Consider the following 25,486-nt stretch of genomic DNA (forward strand, 5'->3'; position numbering starts at 1 on the left):
GAGAGTTCATGCAGAGACTCTGTGCGATGTTGGCGGTGTCCGGGCTCATCGCGTGCGGGGACGGGGCGCCGGGAGACGGCGGCGGGACCGCGGCGGCCGCGGCGACGACGGACGACGCCGCGGCCATGCACGCCGAGCGGCTGGCCGAGAGTCTCGGTGGACGGGAGGCATGGGATCGAACGCGATACCTGTCGTTCCGCTGGATCGTGGAACGCGACGGCGAGATCGTGGCGAACCGCGAACATTCGTGGGACCGGTACGACGGACGGTATCGGGTCGCCTATGCGGTGGACGGTACGCCCCATCTGCTCCTGTTCAACGTGAACGAGGTCGAGCCGCACCCGGAACTCGAAAAGGTCCCGGCCGGACGCGCCTGGGTCGGCGGTGAGGAACTGGCCGGCGCGGCGCGGGACTCGGCGCTCCGGCGCGGCTACGGCGCCTTCATCAACGACACGTACTGGGCGATCATGCCGTTCAAGTGGGACGACCCGGGCGTGCACCTCGCCTACGAGGGGACGCGTACGCTCTCCGACGGCAAGGCCTACGAGGTGGTCCACCTCAGCTTCGACCAGGGCCTGGGTACCACCGAAGACCGGTACTGGGGTTTCCTCGACGAGTCGGGACGCATGATGGCCTGGCAGTACCACCTGGGGCGGGCGGAAGCTCCCGGAGAGGTCATCTGGTGGTCCGACTGGCAACCGGTGGGCGATATCCAGTTCGCCATGACGCGGCTCCTCGATGGGGGCAACCGTTTCATCTACTTCGAGGATGTGGCCGCGGGTGAGACGGTACCCGACGGACGCTTCGACCCCCCGACCCCTTGAGCGAGCAAGGATCCGGCTCGACCGCGCCGGACTCGATCTCCGCGAGCACCGAGGAGGGACAGCAGTACCGTAGCGGCATATACAAGCCGCTCGACGAGAGCGCCCTGCCCGACGCGCCGGACACGGAGGCCTTTCCCGACCGCGGTCACGGACCGCCGTTCAAGTTCGTGCGCCGCATGTCCCGAGTGCCCCGCCTCAGGCACATCATCGGCCCCTCCGTCATCGCGCTCGGCATGGGTCTGGGGAGCGGCGAGTTCCTCCTCTGGCCGAACCTCGTGGCGGCCAACGGGTTCTCGATCTGGTGGCTGTTCTGGATCGGAGTCGTGACCCAGTTCGTCGTCATCGGCGAGATCGAACGCTGGACCATCGCCACCGGCGAGTCGACGTTCGCGGGCATGGCGCGGCTCGACCGGCTGGGGTTCTGGCCCTGGCTCTTCCTGGTCGCGACGCTGGCCAGCTTCTTCTGGCCCGGATGGGCGTCGCAGTCCGCCGAATTCGTGGGTCAGATCGTGGTCCTCACCGGGGGGCCGCAGATCCAGTGGCAACCGATGGCGCTGCTCATGCTCGCCTGCATCTGGTTCGGGCTCGCGGTTTCCCGAATCGTCTACAATGTCCTGGAGCGCTGTGAGATCGCGCTGGTGGCGGGGTTCTTCCCTCTCCTCGCGATCACGCTCCTCGTGGTCGGCCTCGTTCCCTCCCACCTGCTCGAACTGGCGGTCGGCGCCGTCTCGTTCGGGAGCGCCCCGGCCGAACTGTTCACCGGGGATCAGTTTCCGACGCTGATCCTCGCGGTCGCGTACGCGGGCACCGGCGGCACGCTGCTCCTCGCACAGTCGCTCTGGCTGCGCGACAAGGGCTTCGGGATGGCGCGGTTCCAGGGACGGATCGCCGGCATCCGCGGACGCAACGAGAACATCAGCACGACGGGGTTCGTCTTCGACACGAACGACCCGACGCAGCTCGGACGTTTTCGGGGCTGGATGCGGGTCGTCCACCAGGAACTGCTCGTCACCTTCGTGCTCCTGACGCTCCTGAGCGTCGTCATCACGTGCATGCTCGTCGCGGCGACGCTGGGAACGGACAGCCCGGAGATCGCGGGCGATCTGACCACCATGGTGACGCTGCAGGGCGAGGCGATTCAGCGCGTCGGCGGCCTGTGGCTCCGGGTCGCGTTCCTGCTCGGGGGATCGTTCGTCATCTTTTCGACCCAGCTTGCGATCCTCGACACCGTCACCCGCATCACGGGCTGCATCTTCTTCGAGCGCTTCGGATACAGGACGCGCTTCTTCACGCAGAAGCGCACGTTTCTGGTGTTTCTCACGATCTTCGTGCTCGCGGCGATGGGGATCATCGCCGCGTCGTGGATCGGCGGGGAGGCGCTGGATGTGCTGCAGCCCGATTTTCTGCTCCTCATCGCCGGCCCGTTCACGATGTCCAGCATGTTCCTGTTCACGCTCGTCATCGGCTACATGAACGTGCGCCGGCTGCCGGCCGAGTTGGGGCCTCCGACCTGGAAGCGGTGGAGTCTGCTGTGGGCCGCGGTGTTGTGGGGATGGTTCACGGCCGAACAGTTGTCGCGAACGACGATGTTGGTCGCGGGGGTGGCGCCGCAGTTCCAGGAGTCGCTGGCGCTCCACCCGATCCGGGTCGTGTTCTACGCGCTGTGGCTGGGGTCGCTCGTGTGGTTCGCCGCACGCACCCTGCCGGGACGGGCGACGCGAGGGGCGTAACCGGAAGGGACGGATCGCCTCCGCAGCCTGCCTGTCAGGCGGTCGGTTCCGGCACCGCCTGCGCCATCTTGCCGGACATTTCCTCCGCGCTCTTCATCTGCGAGAGATCGAGCGTGAAGTCCGGTCGTTCCACGGGAGACAGCTTGTCCAGCAGCTCGCGGATCTCGCGGGGCGCCAGACCGGACTCGCGGAGATCCTCCTTCGTCGCGACCCCCCCGGCGTGGATCGATTCCGACTCGGCGTCCGGCCGCAGCAGGCTTCGCAGGACCTCGAGCTCCCCGGCGCTCAGGCGCGCCCCCAACACCTCGTAGTCGACCCACGCCTCGTAGCTGAGCGGCGCGACCCGCTGGAGCATGCCGGCCATCACGCGCCCGTACTCCTGGATTTCCCACTGCGCGTGCGAGTCCACCCGCAGCCGGAGGAAGTGCAGAAGGTTGTGCAGGTCGATCTTCCAATACCACTGCGTATAGGTGGAGAGGGGGAGGTCGATCCGCGCGAGTTCCCGGGCGACATCTTCGGACAGCAGCCAGCCGTAGGAATCGGCCGCTTCCGCGCGCAGCTGCTCCCAGCGGTCGATCGCGCTGCGGTAGAGGTCGCCCGGGGCGGGATCCGTCTCCCGGCCCTGATTGTTCAGGCGGCTCTGGTAGGCGAACTGCTCGTGGTCCGGCTTGTAGAACAGCAGCGGCAGGAGGCTGTAGCGGGCGCTGAGTTCGTTGACGGAAGCCGTGCGGTGTCGGATCCACTGCCGCGCCACGAACATCGGCATGGAGCAGTGGAACTTGAACTCGACCATCTCGCTCGGCGTCGTGTGCGCGTGGCGGCGCAGATACCGCACGAGACCGCGCGTCTGGCTGACCCGTCGCGTGCCGGCCCCGTAGCTGACGCGAGCCGCCGCCTCCACGTCGGCGTCCGAGCCCATGTAGTCGACGAGCGCGACGAACCCGTGGTCGAGGACGGGGAAATACCCGCCGAGGATCTCCTCGGCCGCGGGGACGGTCGGTCTCCTGGTCGTCTCCATGAGCTACCCGTGCCGCTACAGGGGGTGTTGTCCGGCAGAATATCAGTTCGTGAGCACGCGGGCGACCGCGCGCCGCCACCCGGAATAGAGCGTTTCGCGCTTCTCCGCGTCCATGGCGGGCCGCCACGCGCGGTCGTGTCGCCACAGTGCGGCGACCTCCCGCAGATCCGCGAACAGGCCGGCGCCGAGACCGCCCAGCATCGCCGCCCCGAGCGCGGTGGTCTCGGTTACGACGGGGCGCCCGATCTCGAGGTCGAGGATGTCGGCGAGAAACTGCATCGCCCATTCGTTGCGCGTGAACCCGCCGTCCACGCGCAGCGTCGCCGGGCGCGGCGCGCCGTCGGCCTGCATCGCGTCGATCAGTTCGCGCGACTGGTAGGCGACCGCCTCCAGCGCCGCGCGGGCGATCTGGGCCCGACCCGTGTCGCGCGTCATGCCCAGCAGGGCGGCACGGGCGTCCGGATCCCAATGGATGCCGCCCAGCCCGACGAAGGCGGGGACCAGCACGACCCCACCGGTCGAATCCACTGAACGGGCGAGGGCCTCCGTCTCGGCGGCGTCGGAGATGATCCCCAACCCATCGCGCAGCCACTGGACCGAGGCGCCCGCGACGAAGATGCTGCCCTCGAGCGCGTACGTGCGCTTCCCCCCGAGTTGCCAGGCCACCGTCGTCAGCAGGCCGTGCCGCGAGGCGAGCCGGTCCGCGCCCGTGTTCAGCAGCGCGAACGCGCCCGTCCCGTAGGTGAACTTCATCCCGCCCGGCTCGAACGCCGCCTGCCCGAACGTCGCCGCCTGCTGGTCGCCGGCCACGCCCCGCAACGGGATCGCACGGCCGAAGAAGCCGGCGGACGTCTCCCCGAAATCGCCGGCCGAATCGCGCACCTCGGGCAATACGGAGACGGGCACACGCAACAGTTCGAGCAGTTCCGGGTGCCACCGGCCCTCATCGATGTCGTAGAGGAGGGTCCGCGACGCGTTCGACGCATCCGTCGCGTGCACGCGCCCTCCGGTCAGACACCAGAGCAGCCAGGTGTCGATCGTCCCGAAGGCGAGTTCCCCGGTCTCGGCAGCTTCGCGCGCGCCGGACACGTGGTCGAGGATCCACGCCAGCTTCGTTCCGGAGAAGTAGGGGTCGAGCCGCAATCCCGTGCGGCGCTCGATCAGCTCCTCATGCCCCGCCTCGCGCAGCTCGGCACACTCCCTCGCGGTCCGCCGGTCCTGCCACACGATCGCCGGGTGGATCGGCCTGCCGCTCGCGCGTTCCCAGACCACCGTCGTCTCGCGCTGGTTCGTGATGCCGATCGCCGCCACGAGATGTCCGAGCGCCTCGGCGGCCTCGACGACCTCTCGCGTCACCTCGACCGCATCATCCCGGATGCGCTCAGGGTCATGTTCCACCCGGCCCGGCATCGGATAGCTCTGAGGCAGTTCGCGCTGAGCGCTGGCGACCGCCTTCCCCTCGAGATCGAACGCGATGGCGCGCGTGGACGTCGTACCCTGATCGATCGCGACGACGACGGGCGCGGTCATGGATCCCGCGTCACAAGCTCGACCTGGGCGGCTGCAAGCCCCACACTCCCCAAGGGTTCTCTGAGCACCACTCGATCCAGTCCGTCGAGGTAGACTCTGCTTCCCCGCCTCCATTCTGGATCCTCGCGTCCGGCAGCGAAGGTCAGGGGGATCGCTTCGAGGCGCTCCATGTCGAGAACGAGACCCTTTGCAATCACACCGCTGGGGTTCTCGGATGTGTTCCGGACGAACACACGCCCGTCCTCGAGGGATCTGAGCGTCGATACGATCTGCGTGCCGATGACGCGGTCAGGTCCTCCCAGCGCCTCCACGCGCTCTTCCGCGAGCCTCAGTTCGCGAGCCCGCATTTCTCGTGGCAGGAAGGCGACGCTCGCCAAGTCTCCGTCGGGGCGAAAACTCACAAGCGCGAGTTGGTCCGCGTCGAGGACATGGATTGCACCATCGGTCGTTACCGTAACCAGATCCAAAGGCCACCGGAACCCGCTGGTGTCGACGCGTAGCTCCTCCGGAATGGGTCCGAAAGCCGTCGTACCCTCCGCCGTGACCCGCGCCAGATAGTGCCCCGGGAAGGCGTCGCCCGCGACGAGCAGGCCGAGTTCCGGATGTGCGGCGACATCGCTGGCAATGCCGGGAAGCGGTTGGCTGGTCACGAAATCGCCGTCCAGGGTCAGATACGCCACCCGTCCGTTTCCGCCATCGAGAACCAGAATCCGATCGTCTGCCCGAACCAGGCGACTCGGGAACCGGTACTCCCCAGGGCCCTCCCCCTCTCTGCCGATGATCCGCACCGGATCGAGTTTCCGGTCGAGCAGGACGATACGCGGATCGAGTCCGTCGGCGACGAAATAGCCGTTCGGAGTGGCGAGTATGTCGGCGATCGAGCCGAAGCTCACGCGTTCGTCCAGCTGCCCGAGGCGGGCGCCGAGCGGCCCGATCTCGTACGCCTGACTGGTGCTCTCGGCGAAAGAGGCCCACCCGCCGTCTCGGGCTTCCGGATCCCCACCGCATCCCGCCAGACCGAGCATACTCGCGAGACCGAGCGCAATCGTTCGAGAGGCGGGCCCCGGCCACCGAGCGGAACTCGGTGGCCGGGGCCGGTTCGCAGCCGGAACCTCAACCCTTCTGGAACGCGACGTCGAACTGATCTCTCCGTGCTCGCAGCTCACTGGAAGGACCACGCCGTGTAGTCATCACACCGCACGTATTCTGTGGTGTCGTCGTGCATTCGGTACACGCCAACGTCGAACGTCGCGGTGATCCCGACGCTGAGACCGAAGGCGGCGCCGAATGAGATCGTTACGGACTGGGAGCCCACCAGCGATCCGCTCGCCGGATTGTCCGGGCCTCCCGAGATGTACTCCGCGCACTCGCTCTGCGCCGCGGCCTGGGACGGCTGCGCCAGCGAGACCGCCAGCGCCCCGGCGAAGGCCCATGCCACGGCGAGCGGCCACGCCGTTCTCCTGCCTCTCCTCGTCCTCATCATCATCCACCTCCCCTGAGTGATCCCGGAGGGCGACGCCCTGCCGCCCTCTCTGACTCAAGGATCGGGGCGGGCATCAACGGGCTATCAACCCGCGTGACCCGGTGGCGAACGGTGGTTCGGGAGGAAGTTCAGACGTCGAGATTGCGTACGTAGCGGGCGTTCCGCTCGATGAAGTCGCGGCGCGGCTCGACGTTCTCGCCCATGAGGGTGTCGAACAGCCGGTCCGCTTCCGCCGCTTCGTCGATCCTCACCTGGAGCAGCGTGCGCTTCTCCGGGTTCATCGTGGTCTGCCACAGCTGATCGGCGTTCATCTCGCCCAGGCCCTTGTACCGCTGCAGCGAGGCGTTCCCCCTGCCGTTGTCGAGTCTCGCCTGCGCGGCGACGCGCTCCGACTCGTTGTAGCAGTAGAACTCCGTCTTCCCCTTCCACACCCGGTACAGCGGCGGCTGCGCGATGTAGATGTATCCGGCCTCGATGAGTTTCAACATCTTCCGAAAAAAGAAGGTCAGGAGCAGCGTGCGGATGTGGGCGCCGTCCACGTCGGCGTCCGTCATGATCACGACCTTTTGGTAGCGGGCCTGCGATAGGTCGAACTCGTCCTCGATGCCGGTCCCGATAGCGGTGATCATGGCGCGGATCTCCTCGTTGGAGAGGATCCGGTCGATGCGCGCCTTCTCCACGTTGAGGATCTTGCCGCGCAGGGGGAGGATGGCCTGGAAGTTGCGGTCGCGCCCCATCTTCGCGCTCCCGCCGGCGCTGTCTCCCTCCACCAGGTAGAGTTCGGCCCACTCCGGGTCCCTGGTCGAGCAGTCCGCCAGCTTCCCCGGCAGGATGCCGGTCTCGAGCGCCGACTTCTTGCGCGTCAGGTCCCGCGCCTTGCGCGCCGCCTCCCGCGCCCGGGAGGCCTGGACCGCCTTGTCGATGATCTGTCGAGACGGACCGGGGTTCTCCTCCAGCCACGTCCCCAGCCGGTCGTTGACGAGGCTCTCGACGATCCCGCGCACCTCGCTGTTCCCCAGCTTCGTCTTGGTCTGCCCCTCGAACTGGGGCTCCATGACCTTGACGGAGAGCACGGCGACGAGTCCTTCGCGCACGTCGTCGCCGCTCAGCGTGGAGTCGGCCTTCTTGAGGATGTTGTTCCGCTGCGCGTAGTTGTTGATCGTCCGCGTGAGGGCGCCCTTGAAGCCCGACAGGTGCGTCCCGCCTTCGTGCGTGTTGATGTTGTTCACGAAGGTGGACGTGTTCTCGCTGTAGGCGTTCGTGTACTGCATCGCGAGTTCGATCTCGGTGTCGTCCTGCGCCCCCGAGACGGAGATCACGTCCGCGTGAAGCGGCGTCTTGTTGCCCAGGAGATATTCGACGAACTGCGCGATCCCCCCCTCGAAGTGGAAGTCGCGGCGCAGATCCTCCTTCCGCTCATCGACGATCGCGATCCGTACGCCCCGGTTCAGGTAGGCGAGTTCGCGGAGCCGGCTCGCGAGGGTCTCGAAGCTGTATTCGAGCGGGTCGCCGAGCCCCTTGAAGATCTCGGGATCGGGCCGGAAGGTGACCGTGGTGCCGGTCTCCTTCGTCTTGCGCCCCTTTTTGAGCTTCCCCTGGCTGACGCCGCGCTCGTAGCGCTGCGTCCACTCGTGGCCGTCGCGACGCACCTCGACCTGCAGCCACTCGGAGAGCGCGTTCACGACGGAAACGCCCACGCCGTGCAGCCCGCCGGACACCTTGTAGCTCGACTTGTCGAATTTTCCGCCCGCGTGAAGCGTCGTGAGGGCGAGTTCGACCCCCGGAACCTTCTCCGTCGGGTGAAGGTCCACCGGGATGCCGCGCCCGTCGTCCACGACCCGAATCGACTGGTCCGTCCCGATCGTCACCTCGATCCCGGAGCAGTGTCCGGCCATCGCCTCGTCGATCGAGTTGTCCACGACTTCGTAGACGAGGTGGTGCAACCCCCGCCCGGAGGTGGACCCGATGTACATGCCCGGGCGCTTCCGCACGGCCTCAAGCCCCTTGAGGACATGAATCTGCCGCGCGGTGTAGTCCGAGTTGTCGTTGTTATCTTTCACGGGCTCTCCGCCCGCCTTCGACTTCGCCATCAACCCCTCCCCTTCTCGGTTCGGCCGGGGCGCGTCGCGACCGGCGACGACTCCCCGGACTGCACGAACACGATCCGTTCGATGCGGCCGCGGGCGCGATCCCTGTTCAGGCGGCCCAGCAACTTTCGCCTCATCATGTTCAGTTCCGTCATCCAGGCCGCACCGGCCACCTCGATGAACACCGTCCCGCCCTTGATCCCGCCAACTCTCGTGACGCGCGCGATGTGCGGACCCACGACCCGCTCCCACCGCGCCGCTGTGGCGCTGCGCTCCACCCGCTCGCGGATCCCCAGGCGATCGAGCAACTCCGCCAGCACGCCCCCGACGGGTTCGGGATGCCGTTCCCTCCCGCTCGCGTCCCCGCGCCGCGCCTGTCCGCGCGGCATCGCCCCGGAGGCCGGGCCGTTCATGCGATGATCCGTCCGTTGCGCAGGCGCCAGCGCGCGAGCTTTCCGCCCATCAGTCCCACGTCACCGGCCTTGGGCGCGGTGAGAATCACCTGCCCGCCCCGCTCGGACTCGAAGAGGCGAAACAGCCGGTCCGAGCGTCCCTCGTCGAGTTCCGCAAACACGTCGTCGAGCAGATACAGCGGCTCGCGGCCGAGTCGCTCCCTCAGCCGGTCCGCTTCGAGCAGGCGCAGGGCGAGCGCCGCCGTGCGCTGCTGCCCGCTCGACCCGTAGCTCCGGAGGTCGCGGGGGCCTTCCGGCGCCTCGACCTCGAACCTGATCTCGTCACGGTGCGGGCCCACCACGGTCATGCCCTGGCGACGCTCACGTTCACCGGTCCTCTCCAGCGCGCTTCGAAAGCGGTCCTCCCACGAGACCGCGCCCTCCGGCCCGCCGTCCGAAGCGATCGAAGCCGAGTACCGAAGCCCCGCACTGTCTCCTCCCGAGATCCGCGCGTAGTAATCGGCGTATCGCTCCGCCCCTTCCGACACCCACGTCGCCCGCCTTTCCGTGAGGACTCCACCCGCCTCGACCAGCCCTTCCGTCCACGCTTCGATCTCGTCGTTCGACCCGCCGCGCCGAAGCGCTTCGTTCCTTTGCGACAGAAGGCTCCGGTAGCGCTGCAGCGCCGGGAGGTAGTCCGGCACGCCCACCGAGAGCGCGATGTCGAGGAAGCGACGCCGCAGCGTCGGCCCGCCACGCACGATCTCGGCGTCGTCGAGGCGAAACGCCGCGACCCCCACCGAACCGATCCCCGCCGAAACCCGCTCCACCTCGAGCGCGTCGACCTCGACCTTCTTGATCCGTTGCGACCGGTCGTAGGCGGCCGCCACGGACATCCCCCCCTCAACCTCGCCCTCCACCCGGAATACCGTCTGTCCGAACCGCACCAGCTCGCGGTCCCTCACGCCTCGAAAGGACCGAAACACCTCGAGGTAGCAGATCGCCTCGAGGAGGTTCGTCTTGCCCGATCCGTTGGGCCCGATGATCGCGACGCCGGCCTCGGGAAACTCGCATTCGAGCCGTTCGAAGTTGCGGTAGTCGCGAAGGATCAAGCGCCTGAGGAAAGGCGCGGAGGACGCCTCAGGCTGGCGGATAGACGGTGCCTCCGGTGTCTTCGTCACAGGCTTGAAAAATACGGCGAAAAGCCTTATGCCGCAAGGAAATTTGCCCGTTGGAGACGTCGTCCCCCGAGCGCCGCCGGGCGGTTGCCCGAGCGCCTCCGGGCAGGCAGCTTCGAAGGCGTTCATGACACCCTTCGGACGTTGCGGCACCGGCCGCCGGATCACGCGTACTGGAGTTCCTCGAGCGGGCCTCGCCCCCTTTCGAGTTGCGTGGCTTTTTCTGCCTCTCCCGCTCGCCGCGCAGGATCCCGTGTCGGCGCCGAACCCGGACCGCGCCGGCCCGGGACCGGCGGGCGGGGAGACGAGTCAGACCTGGAAGCGTGTTGGACTCGGTGCCGGCGTCCTCGGCGGAGCCCTTCTTCTCGACCGGAGCATCCGCGACCTGGCGCTTGATCACCAGGGGGCGTTCGGTCGTGACCTGGCCGAAGGCGGCCACACCTACGGCGACTGGAAGCGGACCGCGCCCTTCCTGGCGGGGGGCGGAATTCTGCTTGGCGTCGCGTTGGACGGGGAGACGGGCGTCCGGCGGGCGACCTCGGCCTTCTTCGGGGTCTTCGCCGGCTCGATGTCGAACACCCTGCTCAACTGGACGCTGGGACGAAGCCGCCCGAGAGACGAGCGGGGGGTCCTGCACTTCGATCCCTTCCGGGGCAACGCCTCGCTGGGGTCCGGCCACACCGCCTACGCCTTCGCCATCGCCGCCGCCGTCGATGAGGTGACCGACGGTGGGTGGGCGATCCCCTTCTACGCGGCCGCCGCGGGCACGGGACTCGCCCGGATCTACGGAGACCGCCACTGGCTTTCCGACGTGGTCGTCGGCGGCTTCATCGGCTGGTGGGTGGGCGGTCGGGCGACGGCCGCCGCCGAGAACTGGCTCGGAATCCGGCCGCTGATCGCCCGCGACGCGGTGGGCGTTCAGGTCCGCTTCCAGGAGTAGCCGAAGGCGCCGTCGGCTGGCCCGGGGCGCCTTCGGCCGGCTCGCGCCGTCCCGAACTAGAGCACGAAGCTGGAAACGACGGGTTCGTCGCCGCTGTAGTCGTAGAAGCCCTTCCCCGTCTTTCGGCCGTGGTAGCCGGCCAGGTACATGCGGCGCAGGAGAGGGGGAGAGGCGAAGCGCGCCTCCTTGTACTCGTCGTACATGATCCCCGTGATGTGGTACAGCGTGTCGAGTCCCACGAAATCGCCCAGCGTGAAGGGGCCCATCGGGTACCCGCAGCCCAGGCGCAGCCCCTTGTCGATGTCGGGGATCGACGCGACCCCGGCCTCGTACGCACGGATCGCGTCCAGCATGTAGGGAACGAGCAGCCGGTTCACGACGAAGCCGGTGTTGTCGCCGCAGGCGATCGGGCTCTTCCCGAGCGATGCGGCGAACGCGAAGGCGGCGTCGAACGTTTGCTCCGCCGTCTGCCCGCAGCGGACGACCTCCACGAGCGGCATGACCGGCACGGGGCTGAAGAAGTGGAGTCCGACGAAACGCTCCGGGCGATCCGTCTCGGCGGCGAGTTCCGTGATGGACAGGCTCGATGTGTTGGAAGCGAAGATCGTCTCCTCCGCGCAGAGTCCGCCGAGCTCTCCGAACAGCGCGTGTTTCGCCCCGAGGTTCTCGGTGATCGCCTCGATGACGAGGTCGCACGACGCCAGATCCGCCAGGTCGAGCGTCGGGTGAAGACGGGCCATCGTCGCGTCCCGTTCCGCCGCGCCGAGTTTCTCCTTCTGCACGGCGCGGTCGAGGTTCTTCCCGATTCCGGCCATCCCCCGGTCGAGAAACCCCTGCTCCACCTCCCGCACGATCGTCTCATAACCGGCCGACGCGCTGACCTGCGCGATCCCGCTCCCCATCAGTCCCGCTCCGACCACCCCGACCTTCCGAATCTCAGTCAATGTCCACTCCCTCTATTGGTCTTCAGGTATCAGTGTCGGCTGCTTGACAGCCGCTTGAGGCGCACACCCTTCAGCGCAGGAGTTTCCGGTGCCAGGGTTCCTCCGCGCTGCGGAGATTCTCGCCGCGTTCGAGTCGGTCGAGAAGACCCTGAAGGGCGAGTTCCATGCGTTGTCTGACCTTCCGCATGTCGGCCCGCGCGGAAACCGTCGCGATGGCCGTGAAACCCGAGAAGATCGCCAGCCCTCCCAGGAGCGGCAGAACGCCGCCCCCCGTCGCCATGAACAGGCCGAAGCCGCCGGCCGCTCCACCCAGCCCCATGCCGGCGAACCAGCCGCCGATCCGTTCCGCCCTCATGTTACCGACGTCGGCCGTCAGCGTGACCAGCGACCACCCACTTTCCAGGGCTTCCACGCTGACCTGGAGGTTCCGCGCCTTCGCGAGCGTGTAGCGTCGGCCGCCGACGTCCATCGCGCGGCGCATCTGGCTGACGAGGCCGGTCCCCGGCTCCCACAGCGATCCGCCGGGTCGCGAGCGCACCTGTCGGAGAAGCTCCTCTTCGCGCAGGTACGACTCGAGATTCGCTTCCACGTCCGCCGGACTGCCGGGCACCACGCGGCTCGTGCTCACGATCGCGGAGCCGACGATCCGCCGCGCGAGCCCCTCGTCCGGAGGCGCGTCGGGAATGAGGGAGGCGGCTTCCACCTCGGCCAGCGCCTGCCGGACGTACCGTTCCTCGAGGCCGACTTCCGCTCCGATCTGGACGACTTCGCCCGCCCCGAGTTCTCCGCCGACCGAAGTGGAACTGCGGAACTGGAGGTCCGAGGCCCGGCGGATCACACGTTCGAGTTGCTCCTGCGTGACCGTTTGTGGGAGCGACGGCCGGCGTGCCGGAAGACCGGGGCCGCCCGCACCCTCGCGACTGTCGTCAGCCGGCGGCATCGCGCTCCCTCGCCACGGCTTGCGGCTCGTCCGCGGCCTCCGGCACGTCCTCCGCCGCCTCCGCGCCAGGCAACTGCGGCGCGCCTTCCGAGCCTTCGAGCACGCGTTCGTCGACCGGAGCCGGAGCCGCGGACCCTTCGTCGGCCGCCGTCGCAAGCCCCTTGAACAGACCCATCATGGGCCCGAGTTCCACCGGCAGCGGGAAGAGCGTCGTCGAGTTGTTCTCCGCCGCGATCTCCGTCGCCGTCTGCAGGAAACGCAGTTGCAGCGAGGCCGGGTATTGGCTCAACTGCCGCGCCGCGTCCCGCAGGTTCGACGCCGCCTGCAGTTCGCCCTGCGCGTTGATCACTTTCGCCCGCCGCTCGCGCTCCGCCTCCGCCTGCCGCGCGATCGCGCGCTTCATCTCGTTCGGCAGGTCCACATCCTTCACCTCGACGCCCGTGACATCGATCCCCCACGCGTCCGTCCCCTGGTCGATGATGTCGCGCAGGATCTGGTTGAACTTCTCCCGCTCCGCGAGAACCTCGTCCAGTTCCGCCTGACCGATGACCGACCGGAGCGTCGTCTGGGCAAGCTGCGACGTGGCGAAGAGAAAGTCCTCGATCTCGAGGATGGCCCGTCTGGGGTTCGCGACGCGGAAATAGAGGACCGCGTTGACCTTCACCGACACGTTGTCCCGCGTGATGACGTCCTGCGGCGGGATGTCCATGGCGATGATCCGCAGGCTCACCCGCTCCATGCGCTCGACCCCGAACGGGACGAGGAAGATGAGCCCCGGCCCGCGGGTCGGACGCGCGCGGCCGAGCCGGAAGACGACGGCCCGCTCGTACTCCTTCAGGATTCGGAGACTCGTGGCGAGCGCCAGCGCGCCCGCCCCGGCGAGGATGAAGAATAGCGGATCCATGTTCGCTCCCTCCGACTGATCGCGGCGCCCGGCCCGAGTTCGCGGCGCCCGGCGCGGCGGTTTGCCAGCAGGCCGTGGCTAGGCGTCGACCTCCACGACGACGGCGGCGCCCTGTCCTCCGCCGATGCACGCCGCGCCCAGACCCAGGCCGCCGCCGCGGCGCCGCAGCTCGTGCAGAAGGTGGCCCGTGATCCGCGCTCCCGTCATGCCGAGCGGGTGGCTCAGCGCGATCGCCCCGCCGTCCACGTTCACCTTGTCGCGGTCGAGGCCGAGTTCACGCTCGACCGCCAGGTACTGCGGGGCGAAGGCCTCGTTCACCTCGACGAGGTCGATGTCGTCGAGCGTGAGGCCCGCTTTCTCGAGGGCGGCGCGCGAGGCGGGCGCGGGCCCGATGCCCATGATGTGGGGTGGCACGCCCGCCACGGCGTAGGACACGAGGCGGCCGGCCGGCTCCAGGCCGTGCGCGGCGGCATAGTCCCGGCCCGCGAGCACGAGCGCCGCCGCCCCATCCCCGATCCCGCTCGCGTTGCCGGCCGTGACGAGGCCATCCTGCTTGAAGTACGGCCGAAGCTTCGCGAGCCCCTCGACCGTCGTATCGGGACGGAGGTGCTCATCGCGCTCGAACGACGTTTCCCTCCCCTTCCGTCCCACCATCATCGGCACGACCTCGTCCCCGTAGCGGCCATCCTCCCAGGCCTCCGCCGCCAACTGCTGGCTGCGCACCGCCACCTCGTCGGCCTCCGAGCGCGAGATCCCGTACTCCTCCGCGAGATTCTCCGCCGTCTGGGCCATCGAGAAGCCGCAGTAGGGATCGGTGAGGGCCTCCCACAGCGAATCCTCGAACTTCGGCGCCGGGCCCAGCCGCAGACCCCAGCGGGCTCCGCGCACGATATGCGGCGCCTGACTCATGGATTCGGCTCCGCCGACGAGGCAGACGTCGCTCTCCCCGAGTTCGATCTCCTGCGAGCCATCGATCACGGCCTGAAAGCCCGAACCGCACAGGCGGTTCACGGTGACGGCCGGTGTCTCGATCGGCAGCCCCGCCCGCAGCCCCACATGCCGCGCGAGATAGATCGCGTCGGCCGACGTCTGCATCACGTTCCCCATCACCACATGCCCGAAATCGCCGGGCTCGGCGCCCGAGCGCTCGATCGCCGCTTCCGAGGCGACGACGCCCAGGTCCACCGCCGAATACTCCTTCAGGCTGCCGCCGAACGCGCCCATGGCGGTTCGGGCCGCCGAGAGAAACACCGTCCCGTTACCGTTACCGTCGCTCATTGTCCCGGAGTCCTTCCATCTCTTGCCGGTCTTCCGACCGGATTGATGTCATGTGTGCCGCGGCCTCGCCGGCACCGCCCGGCCCGCGCGGAGCCCAACGCCCCGTCCGTGAAACGTAGCGTGGTGTATCAGGCCGCGCCCACCCGTTCCGCGAGCCAGCTTCCGACCTCCAGCGTCGTCGCGCCTCCCCCGAGGTCCGGCGTCCGCACTCCGGCGGCGAGCGCCGCATCCACGGCCGCCTCGACCGCCTCGGCTGCTTCGTCCGAACCGTGATCCCGCAGGAGGAGGGCGGTGCTGAGCACCGCGGCCATCGGATTCGCCCGGCCCGTTCCGACGATGTCCGGCGCGCTGCCGTGCACGGGTTCGTACAGGCCATGGACGCCGGGGTTCACGTTGGCCGAGGGCGCGAGCCCCGGCCCACCCACGACCTCGGCGCCGAGATCGGAGAGAATGTCGCCGAGCAGGTTCGACGTGACGATGATCCCGAACCGTTCCGGCGCCCGGATCATCTCCATGGCGAGCGCGTCCACGTAGCGCATCTCCGACTCCACCCCGGGATATCCGGCGGCGACCTCCCCGAACACGCGGCGCCAGAGTCCGAACATGTGCGGCACCGCGTTCGCCTTGTCCGCGAGCGTCACGCGCAGCCCCCGGGGGGCGGCGTACTCGAACGCGCGCCGCACGATCCGCTCCACCCCGAACCGGGTCGCGACCGACTCCGACACCGCGACCTCATCGGGCGTGCCCTCGTGCTCGACGCGCCCCACGCCCACGTAGAGGCCTTCCGTATTCTCCCGGAAGATCTCGAAGTCGATGGGCGCCGAGTCCGCGGACCTCAGCGGCGACAGCTCCGGCGCGCGCAGCCGCAGCGGCCGGCGGTTCAGGAACAGGTCCAGCCGCACCCGCAGGCCGAGGAGGAGGTCGCGCGCGTGACGGCCGTCGGGCACGCGGGGATCGCCCACGGCGCCGAACAGAATCGCGTCGAAGTCGTCCCTCAGAGACTCGAAGGTCCGCTGCGAAAGTGTCTCCCCGGTGGCGAGATAGTGGTCGGCGCCATGCGGGAAGTGTGTGAGTTCGAGTTCGGAAAGACCCCTGTCGGCCACGGCGCGGAGCACACGACACGCCTCGCGGGTGACTTCGGGGCCGATCCCGTCGCCGCCGATGACGGCGATGCGCAGCGGAACCTTCACCTCGGCTTGGCGGCTAGCGTTCGATCTCGAGCGCGCCGACCCGGGCGGAGTCCTCGAGGAAGGCGCGCGCCGTCTGCCAGGAGACGGCGATGCCCGTCAGCGCCTGGAGCCGCATCGCCTCGTTTCGCATGAAGTCCGCCAGCGAAACGCCGGGCTCCTCGGACCCGTTGCGCATGGCCCGCACGATCCCATCCCAGTCTCCCTCGTATACCACCCCGTTCGGGGCCCGCACGCGGTGCACCTCCACCGCCGACGCGTCGGGCGGACGACCGAACAGGTCGAGCTGACCCGTTCCCGGCCCCGCCGCCAGCCCGTTCGCCCGGGCTTCGACCTCGGCCAGCAGGCGTTCCTCCGGACTCGGTTCCGGCGCCAGTTCCTCCAGCGCCAGCAGGTAGGGCTGCAACTCCTCGGCGTCCGATGGAAGGTCTTCGAGTCGCCGCTTGAGGTCGACCACGCGCCACGCGACGATCGGGTCGGCCAGGCTCGTCACCGGAATGGTCGCAAGTTGCGCGAGCGCCCCCCGAAAATCGCCGCGTTCGTAGAGCACGTTGCCGTAGAGCGCGCGGGCTTCCGCGAAGCGGGGATCCAGGCGGACGGCCTCGCGGCTCCAGAACAGCGCCGCCTCGGTGTCGCCGTCCCGATAGAAGGTGAAGGCGAGATCCAGCGCGGCGTCGGGGCTCTCGCGATCGGCCGCGAGGGCAAGCCGGAAGAACCGCTCCGCCCGGCGCAGGAGACCCTCGCGCAGCAGGCTGCGTCCCACGCAGAGCATGAGTTCCACGTCCCGGTCGTACCCCAGCGCGACGAGCCCCTCGAAGATCTGGAAGGCCGCCGCGCGTTCCCCGAGCTTCAGCAGCACGTCTCCGAGGCCGGCCAGCGCTTCCTCGTGTTCCGGATCGATCCCGAGGACCGCGTCGAAGGCCGCGCGCGCCCAGGCGTATTCCTCGCGGGCCAGACGCGTATATCCGAGCGAGACGAGGAGTTCGACCGAGTCGGGAAAACGGGTGAGGGCCTCCTTGAGGAGGCCGAGCGCCTCATCGAAGTCGCCGGCTTCGTACAGCCGTTGCGCTTCGGCGTCGAACTGCTCGTAGTTCCAGGAGTCGGAGAGGTTCAAACCCGGAACCTCAAGTCAGGAACCCTTCCGACCATGTTCGGCGAGCCAGAGCGGAGCCTTTCGTTGAAGGAGGCTCCTCCAACTTCGGGTGCCGCGCTCACGCCAGCAAGTTCGGGGCCCGAACGCGTTCACGATTCGAGGGCTTCGCACAATCTCGCCACCGTCTTCTCGTCCACGCCGAGCAGGTTGAGCCGCGTGATCCGCCGCTCGACCAGCTCCGCGACCTCCAGCCGCGCATCTCCCAGCGGGACCCGGTCTCCGGGCTCCGGGATGCGGCCCAGCGTGCCGATCACGTAGCCGGCCACCGTGTCGTACTCCTCGTCTTCGTCGAGATCATCGAGGCCCAGACCCTCGAGCAGGTCCGCGAACGAGACGCCCCCATCGAGTCCGACCGTCCCGTCGGGGCCGACCTCCAGTCCCGCCTCCGCCTCGTCGTGCTCGTCGTAGATTTCGCCGACGATCTCCTCGAGAAGATCCTCCAGCGTGGCGATGCCGTCCGTGCCGCCGAACTCGTCGACGACCACCGCCATATGCGTCTTCCGGGCCCGCATTTCCGCCAGCAGGTCGTCGATCGCCTTCGACTCCGGGACGAAGAGCGCCTCGCGCATCACGTCCCGCGCCACCAGCCCCGTCGGACGCTTCGCGAGGACTTCCGCGAGCAGGTCCTTGACCACGATGATGCCGACGATGTCGTCCAGCGAATCGTCCGTGACGGGGAGGCGCGAATGGCCCGACTCCGCCGCGACCTTCAGGATGACCCTGGCCGGATCCCCGGCCCCGACGGCGACGATGTCCGGCCGGGGCGTCATGACTTCCCGGACCACGGTATGCGTGAGATCGAACACGCCTTCGATCATCGCCTGTTCGTCCTTCTCCACCATTCCTCTTCGCCGACTCTGCCGGACGAGCAGCTCGATCTCGTCCGGGCTGTGGGCGTGCTCGACACCGTGCGCGTCGCCCGCGGGGGCGCGAATCGTCCGCAGGAACAGCCGGGATGAGCCGTCGAGCAGCCAGAGCGCCGGCGTCGCGACGCGGTTGAAGGCGAGGAGTGGACCGGCGAGGTAGCGGCTCACCGTCTCCGGGCGCAGGAGCGCGACGGTCTTCGGCGCAAGTTCGCCGAGGACGATGTGGAGGTAGGTGATGAGGATGAAGGCGACGACGACGGCCGTCGTGTGGAGAGCCGCCGGCCCCGCGGCGAAGCCCAGCGCGCCGAACAGGGGCTCGATCGACCGCGCGAGCGCCGGCTCGCCGATCCAGCCCAGACCGAGCGACGCGATGGTGATCCCGAGCTGCGTACCCGAGATGGCGCGGTCGAGATTGTCCTGCGCCCGGCGGACGACGCGGGCCAGACGATCGCCGGCTTCGGCCAGTTCGTCGATGCGGGTGCGTCGCGCGCTGACGAGCGCGAACTCCGCGGCAACGAAAAAGGCGTTCGCCGCTACGAGCGCGAGGACCGCGCCGAGCCTCAGAACGAGTCCGAGGTCCATTCAGCGGTCCGCCTGGCGGATGGTGTGGCTCCCGGTCTGTCCGGGGGCGGGGGTTCGTTCAGGCTACGTTACCTCGTTACCTCGACGGTGATGCTAGACCTGGGCTTCCTGCTTCGACGGCTGGGCCGCGCCTCCGTGCGGGATCGCCGGGGCACAGTACCGCTCGCCGATGGTGCGCAGAACAGACAGCTCAGCCGGCGTCAATTCCGGATATCGCTCTCCGAGGTACTGGATCGTATCGTCGAACCACTCTTGCCGCTGCTCTTCTTCCGCGTCGAGCACGCCACAGCGGCGAATGTGGCTGAACAGCTCATCGCGGGCCCGGTCGCTTGAATTCGGCACATGATTCCCTTTGCTCAAGGCACCTCCTTGCTGGTCGTCGTCACCCTGCAGTCCAAGACTAACCTAGGGTGCACCACGGCAAAAAGGGAGTGCCGCGCGACCCCGGCGGCGGCCCTCGGCGACGTTTGGCGCCCGCGCCGCCGATGGGCCCGGTGCAAACGTCAGCGGCCGGCCTCCGCCTCATTCTGCTCGACGTCGCGAAGATACATGTTCACGCTGCCTCGCCTCATGCGGCTCTTGATCTGAACGATGAGGCGACGGTCGTCGTCCGAGATGAAGACCTCGGCCTGCCCCTCTTCCCCGAACAGGCCATCGGTCTGGATGGTCGGACGCACGACGAACGTCTCGAACGTCCCCGCGGGGACCCGCACGCGCTCGCGGCGGAGGACCTCGACGATGACGGGATTGCCATCCTCCTCGAAGTAGCGGTCGAATTCGTAGGTCTGTCCGACTTCGAAGGGGAGGCTTCGGATCAGGAAAAGATACGAGATCTCGTCCAGCGCGCCGGGCGGTATGGGAAGGTCCCGTTGCCGGCGGTGCGGACGGTAGGCCTGAGTCTCCTCATCCCAGTCTTCTCGCGTTGCCGTCAGCGCCTCGTGATCCAGCTCCCAGCGCTGGTGTCTCCGGTAGTTGCCCTGACGCAGGATCTCCTCGAACCGGAGCGTCCGGTACGGTTCCGTGGCGAGCCAGCTCACCGAGCGGTCGTCCATTCTGTAGAAGGGGATGCTCCCCTTCATCTCCATCGCGATCCGGTACGCGGGCGTGCTGCGAATCGTATCCCGGGCTTCCACGCGCAGGTGCATCTGCCCGAACCGCACCGGTCCGAACGTCACCGCGTATTCGGCCTCCTGGCCGACCGCGAAGGGCCACGCCTGGGGAAACGGATCGCCGGCCACCGCTCCCGGTCCGGCCTGGCCCGCGAGCGGCGCCATGCCGGCAAGGGAGGCAGCGAGAACGGACGCGAAGACCGTGGCGAGCCGGGGGAGACGCTGCGGCATGTCAGGCGACGTCCGTAACCTGCCGGCCGATCTCGCGCAGGGCGCGGTCCCGGCCGGCCGCGAACAGCTGCCGGAGCTGCTCGCCGGCCCGGAAGCGGGCGTCGCGGTATCGGCGGAGGGGGTGCGGATCATGCGGAATCTCCTCGAATCTTCGTACAAACGGCCACACCTGCAGGAGCAGCGCGGCATTGGCGGCCCAGCCCTCGTACTGCAACAGCGGCCCATCGCCGGCGGCGACGGCGCGTTCAAGAGCGAACAACCTATATAACCGAAGCGAAGCATAAGGGTCCGTCACGGCCGGAGCCGCGAGCAGATGACGGGCGCAGAGCCGCCCGCCGGCCCGGGTCAGACGCCGGGCCACCGGTTCGGGTTCACCGCGCGCGACCGTGACGAGATCGGCGCCGCCCTCGAAGCGGCGAAGCATCTCCGGCAGGCGCTCGGGCGGATCGGAGAAATCTCCCTGCATGGAGACGAACGCATCGCGCCGCGGATACCCCGAGCGGCGAAGCGTCGCCCGGATCAGCCGGTCGAGACTCGCGGCGTAGCCCCGGCGTTCCTCGTTGCGGAGCACGGTCAGCGGGAGCACCCGCGGATACCGCGCGAGCGCTTCCTCCGTCCCGTCGTCCGAGGCATCGTCGCAGACGAACACGTGGAACTGCCGCCGCTCGCCGTAGAGCAATTCGCGGATGCGCCAGAGCAGCGGACCGATGGTCTCGCGCTCGTTGCGCACCGGAATCCCGATGTGAATCACGCGCCCTCTCCGTGTTGCGCCACCCGCTTCCAGCGCCGGTGGAACCAGAAGTACTGCTCGGGCCGCCGTCGGATCTCCCTCTCCAGCGCCCGAACCCATCCCTTCGTGACCTCGACCGGGTCGCCGCCGGCGCCGGATCGAACGCCGCCGATCTCTTCATGGACGATCCTGTACCCCGATGGGTCTCGAACGAGAGCCGCGAAGAAGAGAGGGACATCGGCCGCGAGACACAAACGCGCGGGGGCGAGCGACGTCCAGGCGGGGCGGCCCAGGAAGTCGATCCGGGCGCTCCCGCGCCGGGCGTGCTGATCGGCCACGAGGGCCAGGACGCGACCGGAGCGCAGCGCGTCGAGCGCGGGCCGGGCCGCCGCGTCGCGGTCGAGCACCTCCAGTCCCAGCCGCGCGCGCAGGTCGCGAAGCCGACGGCCGAAGGCGCCCCGCTGGCGCTGCACGACCGCCGTCACGCGCACTCCGAGCGCCCGCACGGCGGCGCCGCCGAGCTCCCAGTTGCCGAGGTGCCCGGCGACGACCACGGCGCCGTCCCGCTCCGCGACCGCGGCGTGCAGGCGCGGGCCCAGCCCGGCCTCGTCGACGACGCGAGACAGCCTCCGCTCGATCCGGGGCGGGCCGCCCATGAGAAGCGCGGCCTCCTGGCCGAAGTGGCGGTAGCAGGCGCGAGCCGTGTCGCGCACCCAGCGCGGCGTCGCGCCGGGGAAGCTCGCGGCGATCTGGGCGTCGACCACGCGGCGCCGTACGAGGAGGGGCTCGCGACACAGCGTCCCGAGCGCCCGGCCGGCCGCCAGCGCCACCGGTTCCGGCGCGGCGCGGAGGCCGAGATGCAGGCCGGTCACTCCGCCGTCCACGAGTGCGTCGGCGAGCCGTCGGCCGGCGCCCCGCCCGCCGTCCCCACCACGCCGGCCGGCCCGGCCCGCCCGGTCCGTCACGGTTGCGAGACGCGTTCGAGCTGCCGCCCGAACAGCCGACGGTACGGTCCGCCGCGAGAGACGAGGGCGTCATGGCGGCCGGCGTCCACGAGCCGCCCGCGCTCGAGGACGAAGATCCGGTCGGCTTCGCGCACCGTGGAGAGCCGGTGGGCGACCACGATCACCGTGCGGCCGCGAAAGCCCGCCGCCGCCGCCCTCAGCGCCGTCTCCGTTTCGGCATCCACGGCCGATGTCGCTTCGTCCAGGATGAGGATCGGGGGGTCGCGGAAGAGGGCCCGCGCGATGCCGATGCGCTGACGCTGGCCCGTCGACAGACGCACCCCGCGATCGCCGAGCACGGTGTCGTAACCGTCGGGCAGTCCCTCGATGAAGCCGTGCGCCCCGGCCGTCCGCGCCGCCGCTTCGACCGCCGCACGGTCGGGCGCATCCTCCCCGTAGGCGATGTTCGCCGCCACCGTGTCGTGGAAGAGCACCGCCTCCTGCCCCACGAGACCGGTGAGCCGGCGGAGGGAGTCCACCGAGAACTCCCGGATATCCGTCCCGTCGATCGTGACCCGCCCCGCCTGCGGGTCCGCAAACCGGGGCAGCAGGTCGACCAGCGTGGACTTCCCGCTCCCGGACGGCCCGACGATGGCGACGACGGAGCCGCGCGCGATGACGAGGTCGACGCCGCTCAGCGCCGCCCGGCCCGGCTCGTAGGCGAAGCTGACGTTCTCGTAGCGGATCTCCCGTTCGGGCCCCGTCGCGATCCGCGACCCTCCGGCCGGCTCCGGGTCCTGGTCGAGGATTTCGAAGAAACGGTCGGCCGCGGCGAGCCCCTGCGCGGCGATGGCCGGATACTGCGCGAACCCCTTCACCGGCGAGATGGCGCGCAGCGCGATGGTCACGAAGGCGACGAACTGTTCGGGCGCGATCGACCCGCCGCTCCCGACGAACGACGCCCCGATCCAGACGAGTCCGAGCGCCACGACGGACGCGAGCGTTTCGGAAAGGGGCGAGGCGAGGTGCCGGGTCGTCGCGGCCGCGATCCGCCTGCGGCTGAACCCGTCGGAACGGCGCCGAAAGCGCTTCTCCTCGAACTCCTCCGCGACCCTCGACTTCACGAGCCGCACCGCGCCCAGCGATTCCTGCAGCGCCGCGACGAGTTCGCCGTGGTCATCCCAGGTGCGGCGGAATCTCTCGCGCAGCCGGCCGAGCAGCGGCCGCAGGCCGAGCCACACGAGCGGCACCAGGATGACGGCGATCAGCGCCAGCCTCCACGAGAGAGCGAACAGCGCCACGGCGTAGGCCGCGAGCGTCGCCGCCTGGCGCACGGCCTGCGCGAGCGCGTCCGTCACGACGGGCTTCGCCTCGCCCGCGTCCGCGATCACGCGCGCGATCAACTGTCCCGTCTTGCCGCGCTCGAAGAAGGCGAGCGGCAGACGCTGCAGGTGCGCGTGCACGGCGTTGCGCACGTCGCGGACGAGGAACTCCTGCGTGCGGATCGAGAGCGCCCGCCCCCCGACGACGCAGAGGTTCTTGAGGAGGAGCGCGGCCAGCACCAGCACGCACACCGCCCGCAACCCGTCCAGCCCCGCCTCCGGGCCGAGCCACCCCCCCGCGATCCCGTCGATGAAGCGCTCCGCCGCGTTCCGTCCGCCGCCGGGGAGGGGCGGCCCCATGCCGAAGAGCGAGCGGAGGAACGGGATGAGCAGGAGGAGGCTGAACGCCTCGAGTCCGGCCGCGAGCACGCCGAGCGCCAGGCTCGCGAGGAAGGTCCAGCGATAGGGGCGCAGGAACCGGAGCAGCCGCCGATACGACGAGGCGCCCCCGACGTTCCGCCCCGGGCTCATCGCGTCACCGCGGCGTGAGCAGCGCGGCCGGAAGCACCATCTCGTCGGGGCTCACCCCGCCGTGCAGGAAACTGTCCCGATACCGGTTCTGGTATTCCCGCAGCCTCGTCGGATAGACGAAGAAGTAGTCCTCGCGGCAGAGGGCGAAGGTCTTGTTCATCCCGCCGGGAGGCAGCCGCCATTCGTCCGCGTCCGAAGTCGACATGACCGCGGCCGGGTTCTCCACCTTCATGTCGTCGCCGATCTTGTAGCGCAGGCTCGTCGACGCGTCGCGTCCGGCGTAGATCGTGGCGGGCCGCCGGCAGTGAATCGAACCGTGGTCCGTCGTGAGGAGGACCCGGACGCCCCGCTGCGCGGCCAGCCGGAGCGCCTTCAGCGCCGGCGATCGCTCGAACCAGGTGACCGTGAGCGAGCGCAGCGCGCTAGTGTCCTGCGCCATCTCCCAGATCAGGCGCGACCGCGCCCGCCCGTGCGTGAGCATGTCCACGAAGCCGAACACGAGTGCCGTGGCCGAAGGGGACGACAGGTAACCGCCGAGCCGCGCCAGCATGGGTTCGCTCTCCTGGGCCGAGAAGATCTTCTCGTAGTGCACGGGGATCCGCGACGCGGTCAGTTCGTGGATGTGCCGCTCGAAGAGTTCATCCTCGAACGAGTTGTAGCCGATCTCGCTTCCCCTCTCCCACCACTCCGGATAACTCTCGGCGAGTTCGTCCGCGAAGGTGCCTCCGAAGATCGCGTTGCGCGCGAACGGGGTCGCGGTGGGCAGCAGACCCGCGTAGAGCGCCTCCTCGATCTCGAAGTACTCGCTGACGATGGGGAGGACCGCCCGCCACTGGTCCAGCCGCATGCAGTCCATCACGACGAGCAGCGCGGCCGGATCCTCGTCGAGGATCGGCCGGAAGAAGCGCGGCAGCACGTCCACCGAGAGGGTCGGCCCCCGCTCGCCCCCCTCGTGCACCCACTCCCCGTACCGGTCCGCCACGAGATCGCAGAACCCGCGGCTCAGGTCCGTGTGCAGCCCCTTGAGGATCTCGCGCAGGCCCGACTCGCCGGCCTCCTCCAGCTTCAGGTCCCAGTCGACGAGTTCCGAGTACAGGTCGGCCCAATCCCCCCACGAGGTCGCCGCGGAGACCCGCTCCCGCAGTTCGCCGAAGCGGCGCGAGAAGTCGCGCGTGATGTGCTCGTGGCGCAGGGCCGGGCCGGCGAGGAGCCGCGTCACGACCGACAGCACCTGCCGGGGGCTCGTCGGCTTGACGATGTAGTCGTCCGCCCGCCGTCCGATCGCCTCGTGCATGGTCGATTCTTCTTCGCTCTTCGTGACCATCACCACCGGGAGGCGCGGGGCGGAGCTCCGGATGCGGTCGAGAACCTCGATCCCGCGCAGCCCGGGCATCCGCTCATCCAGCAGCACGAGATCGTAGGAAGCCGCCGTCAGGAGTTCCATCGCGTCCTGGCCGTTCATCACGGCATCGACGTGATACCCGGACGACCGCAGCAGCATGAGGTGCGGACGCAGCAGGTCGACTTCGTCGTCCACCCACAGGATCCGGCCCGCCACGGTCTTCGTCCCTTCGGTCATGTGC

The 25,486-nt window shown here is 69.1% G+C and carries 23 protein-coding genes; 3 read left to right on the forward strand and 20 right to left on the reverse strand.

Annotated elements, in window-relative coordinates:
• Positions 1 to 8 precede the first annotated feature (8 nt).
• Positions 9 to 824 carry a hypothetical protein gene (locus tag ACOGI9_RS09960; RefSeq protein WP_419856980.1) on the forward strand — a complete coding sequence of 272 codons (816 nt, stop codon included), beginning with the start codon at positions 9 to 11 and terminating at the stop codon, positions 822 to 824.
• Complete coding sequence (locus tag ACOGI9_RS09965) at positions 821 to 2,554, forward strand: Nramp family divalent metal transporter (protein ID WP_419856981.1); 1,734 nt, start codon at positions 821 to 823, stop codon at positions 2,552 to 2,554. The genes ACOGI9_RS09960 and ACOGI9_RS09965 overlap by 4 nt, the downstream gene beginning before the upstream one ends.
• A gap of 34 nt (positions 2,555 to 2,588) precedes the next feature.
• Here ACOGI9_RS09965 and thyX read toward each other — a convergent pair whose 3' ends face one another.
• The 7 genes from thyX to recF all read right to left on the reverse strand — a co-directional run bounded on the left by thyX (position 2,589) and on the right by recF (position 10,176).
• A complete protein-coding gene (thyX, locus tag ACOGI9_RS09970) occupies positions 2,589 to 3,572 on the reverse strand; it encodes an FAD-dependent thymidylate synthase (RefSeq protein ID WP_419856982.1) in 984 nt (327 codons plus the stop codon).
• Between the two features lie 42 nt (positions 3,573 to 3,614).
• Complete coding sequence (gene glpK / locus ACOGI9_RS09975; RefSeq protein WP_419856983.1) at positions 3,615 to 5,102, reverse strand: glycerol kinase GlpK; 1,488 nt, start codon at positions 5,100 to 5,102, stop codon at positions 3,615 to 3,617.
• Positions 5,099 to 6,127: a 6-bladed beta-propeller gene (locus ACOGI9_RS09980; protein WP_419856984.1), complete on the reverse strand. Its 1,029-nt coding sequence runs from the start codon at positions 6,125 to 6,127 to the stop codon at positions 5,099 to 5,101. Before ACOGI9_RS09980 ends, glpK begins: the two co-directional genes overlap by 4 nt.
• A 137-nt stretch (positions 6,128 to 6,264) precedes the next feature.
• Positions 6,265 to 6,582, reverse strand: a complete 318-nt coding sequence (locus tag ACOGI9_RS09985) for a hypothetical protein (protein ID WP_419856985.1) — start codon at positions 6,580 to 6,582, stop codon at positions 6,265 to 6,267.
• Positions 6,583 to 6,713: 131 nt separating this feature from the next.
• The gene (gene gyrB, locus ACOGI9_RS09990; RefSeq protein WP_419856986.1) at positions 6,714 to 8,645 is read right to left on the reverse strand and encodes a DNA topoisomerase (ATP-hydrolyzing) subunit B; all 1,932 of its coding nucleotides are present in this window, start codon (positions 8,643 to 8,645) and stop codon (positions 6,714 to 6,716) included.
• Between the two features lie 29 nt (positions 8,646 to 8,674).
• Positions 8,675 to 9,085 carry a DUF721 domain-containing protein gene (locus tag ACOGI9_RS09995; RefSeq protein WP_419856987.1) on the reverse strand — a complete coding sequence of 137 codons (411 nt, stop codon included), beginning with the start codon at positions 9,083 to 9,085 and terminating at the stop codon, positions 8,675 to 8,677.
• A complete protein-coding gene (gene recF / locus ACOGI9_RS10000; RefSeq protein WP_419856988.1) occupies positions 9,082 to 10,176 on the reverse strand; it encodes a DNA replication/repair protein RecF in 1,095 nt (364 codons plus the stop codon). Before recF ends, ACOGI9_RS09995 begins: the two co-directional genes overlap by 4 nt.
• Before the next feature lie 319 nt (positions 10,177 to 10,495).
• Here recF and ACOGI9_RS10005 point away from each other — a divergent pair, with 319 nt between their 5' ends.
• Positions 10,496 to 11,182 carry a phosphatase PAP2 family protein gene (locus ACOGI9_RS10005; RefSeq protein WP_419856989.1) on the forward strand — a complete coding sequence of 229 codons (687 nt, stop codon included), beginning with the start codon at positions 10,496 to 10,498 and terminating at the stop codon, positions 11,180 to 11,182.
• A 56-nt stretch (positions 11,183 to 11,238) separates the two neighbouring features.
• Here ACOGI9_RS10005 and ACOGI9_RS10010 read toward each other — a convergent pair whose 3' ends face one another.
• The 13 genes from ACOGI9_RS10010 to ACOGI9_RS10070 form a co-directional block, all read right to left on the reverse strand.
• Positions 11,239 to 12,126, reverse strand: coding sequence for a 3-hydroxyacyl-CoA dehydrogenase family protein (locus tag ACOGI9_RS10010; protein WP_419856990.1), 888 nt, complete (start codon positions 12,124 to 12,126; stop codon positions 11,239 to 11,241).
• Positions 12,127 to 12,196: 70 nt separating this feature from the next.
• Positions 12,197 to 12,964: a hypothetical protein gene (locus tag ACOGI9_RS10015; protein WP_419856991.1), complete on the reverse strand. Its 768-nt coding sequence runs from the start codon at positions 12,962 to 12,964 to the stop codon at positions 12,197 to 12,199.
• A gap of 88 nt (positions 12,965 to 13,052) precedes the next feature.
• Positions 13,053 to 13,970: a slipin family protein gene (locus ACOGI9_RS10020; RefSeq protein ID WP_419856992.1), complete on the reverse strand. Its 918-nt coding sequence runs from the start codon at positions 13,968 to 13,970 to the stop codon at positions 13,053 to 13,055.
• A 78-nt stretch (positions 13,971 to 14,048) separates the two neighbouring features.
• Positions 14,049 to 15,248 carry an acetyl-CoA C-acetyltransferase gene (locus ACOGI9_RS10025; RefSeq protein WP_419856993.1) on the reverse strand — a complete coding sequence of 400 codons (1,200 nt, stop codon included), beginning with the start codon at positions 15,246 to 15,248 and terminating at the stop codon, positions 14,049 to 14,051.
• 128 nt (positions 15,249 to 15,376) lie between these two features.
• The gene (locus ACOGI9_RS10030; RefSeq protein ID WP_419856994.1) at positions 15,377 to 16,438 is read right to left on the reverse strand and encodes an isocitrate/isopropylmalate dehydrogenase family protein; all 1,062 of its coding nucleotides are present in this window, start codon (positions 16,436 to 16,438) and stop codon (positions 15,377 to 15,379) included.
• Positions 16,439 to 16,451: 13 nt separating this feature from the next.
• A complete protein-coding gene (locus ACOGI9_RS10035; protein WP_419856995.1) occupies positions 16,452 to 17,549 on the reverse strand; it encodes a tetratricopeptide repeat protein in 1,098 nt (365 codons plus the stop codon).
• 128 nt (positions 17,550 to 17,677) lie between these two features.
• On the reverse strand, positions 17,678 to 19,036 hold the full coding sequence (locus tag ACOGI9_RS10040) for a hemolysin family protein (protein ID WP_419856996.1): 1,359 nt from the start codon (positions 19,034 to 19,036) through the stop codon (positions 17,678 to 17,680).
• A 93-nt stretch (positions 19,037 to 19,129) separates the two neighbouring features.
• Positions 19,130 to 19,396 carry a hypothetical protein gene (locus tag ACOGI9_RS10045; RefSeq protein WP_419856997.1) on the reverse strand — a complete coding sequence of 89 codons (267 nt, stop codon included), beginning with the start codon at positions 19,394 to 19,396 and terminating at the stop codon, positions 19,130 to 19,132.
• A 143-nt stretch (positions 19,397 to 19,539) separates the two neighbouring features.
• On the reverse strand, positions 19,540 to 20,376 hold the full coding sequence (locus ACOGI9_RS10050) for a DUF3108 domain-containing protein (RefSeq protein ID WP_419856998.1): 837 nt from the start codon (positions 20,374 to 20,376) through the stop codon (positions 19,540 to 19,542).
• Position 20,377: 1 nt separating this feature from the next.
• Positions 20,378 to 21,127: a glycosyltransferase family 2 protein gene (locus ACOGI9_RS10055; protein WP_419856999.1), complete on the reverse strand. Its 750-nt coding sequence runs from the start codon at positions 21,125 to 21,127 to the stop codon at positions 20,378 to 20,380.
• Positions 21,124 to 22,071, reverse strand: coding sequence for a lysophospholipid acyltransferase family protein (locus tag ACOGI9_RS10060; RefSeq protein ID WP_419857000.1), 948 nt, complete (start codon positions 22,069 to 22,071; stop codon positions 21,124 to 21,126). Before ACOGI9_RS10060 ends, ACOGI9_RS10055 begins: the two co-directional genes overlap by 4 nt.
• The gene (locus ACOGI9_RS10065; RefSeq protein ID WP_419857001.1) at positions 22,068 to 23,903 is read right to left on the reverse strand and encodes an ABC transporter ATP-binding protein; all 1,836 of its coding nucleotides are present in this window, start codon (positions 23,901 to 23,903) and stop codon (positions 22,068 to 22,070) included. Before ACOGI9_RS10065 ends, ACOGI9_RS10060 begins: the two co-directional genes overlap by 4 nt.
• 4 nt (positions 23,904 to 23,907) lie before the next feature.
• Positions 23,908 to 25,482 (reverse strand): response regulator, encoded by a 1,575-nt coding sequence (locus ACOGI9_RS10070; RefSeq protein ID WP_419857002.1) that lies wholly within the window; start codon positions 25,480 to 25,482, stop codon positions 23,908 to 23,910.
• Positions 25,483 to 25,486: the final 4 nt, after the last annotated feature.

Origin of the sequence: Candidatus Palauibacter irciniicola (genome assembly GCF_965208695.1) — a bacterium.
Taxonomy (GTDB): domain Bacteria; phylum Gemmatimonadota; class Gemmatimonadetes; order Palauibacterales; family Palauibacteraceae; genus Palauibacter; species Palauibacter irciniicola.

Excerpts from the sequence above, each read along its gene's own strand:
- ACOGI9_RS09960 (WP_419856980.1), top strand. The coding sequence starts at position 9 with ATGCAGAGACTCTGTGCGATGTTGGCGGTGTCCGGGCTCATCGCGTGC.
- thyX (WP_419856982.1), bottom strand. The coding sequence starts at position 3,572 with ATGGAGACGACCAGGAGACCGACCGTCCCCGCGGCCGAGGAGATCCTC.
- glpK (WP_419856983.1), bottom strand. The coding sequence starts at position 5,102 with ATGACCGCGCCCGTCGTCGTCGCGATCGATCAGGGTACGACGTCCACG.
- ACOGI9_RS09980 (WP_419856984.1), bottom strand. The coding sequence starts at position 6,127 with ATGCTCGGTCTGGCGGGATGCGGTGGGGATCCGGAAGCCCGAGACGGC.
- ACOGI9_RS09985 (WP_419856985.1), bottom strand. The coding sequence starts at position 6,582 with ATGAGGACGAGGAGAGGCAGGAGAACGGCGTGGCCGCTCGCCGTGGCA.
- ACOGI9_RS09995 (WP_419856987.1), bottom strand. The coding sequence starts at position 9,085 with ATGAACGGCCCGGCCTCCGGGGCGATGCCGCGCGGACAGGCGCGGCGC.
- ACOGI9_RS10020 (WP_419856992.1), bottom strand. The coding sequence starts at position 13,970 with ATGGATCCGCTATTCTTCATCCTCGCCGGGGCGGGCGCGCTGGCGCTC.
- ACOGI9_RS10025 (WP_419856993.1), bottom strand. The coding sequence starts at position 15,248 with ATGAGCGACGGTAACGGTAACGGGACGGTGTTTCTCTCGGCGGCCCGA.
- ACOGI9_RS10040 (WP_419856996.1), bottom strand. The coding sequence starts at position 19,036 with ATGGACCTCGGACTCGTTCTGAGGCTCGGCGCGGTCCTCGCGCTCGTA.
- ACOGI9_RS10050 (WP_419856998.1), bottom strand. The coding sequence starts at position 20,376 with ATGCCGCAGCGTCTCCCCCGGCTCGCCACGGTCTTCGCGTCCGTTCTC.
- ACOGI9_RS10065 (WP_419857001.1), bottom strand. The coding sequence starts at position 23,903 with ATGAGCCCGGGGCGGAACGTCGGGGGCGCCTCGTCGTATCGGCGGCTG.
- ACOGI9_RS10070 (WP_419857002.1), bottom strand. The coding sequence starts at position 25,482 with ATGACCGAAGGGACGAAGACCGTGGCGGGCCGGATCCTGTGGGTGGAC.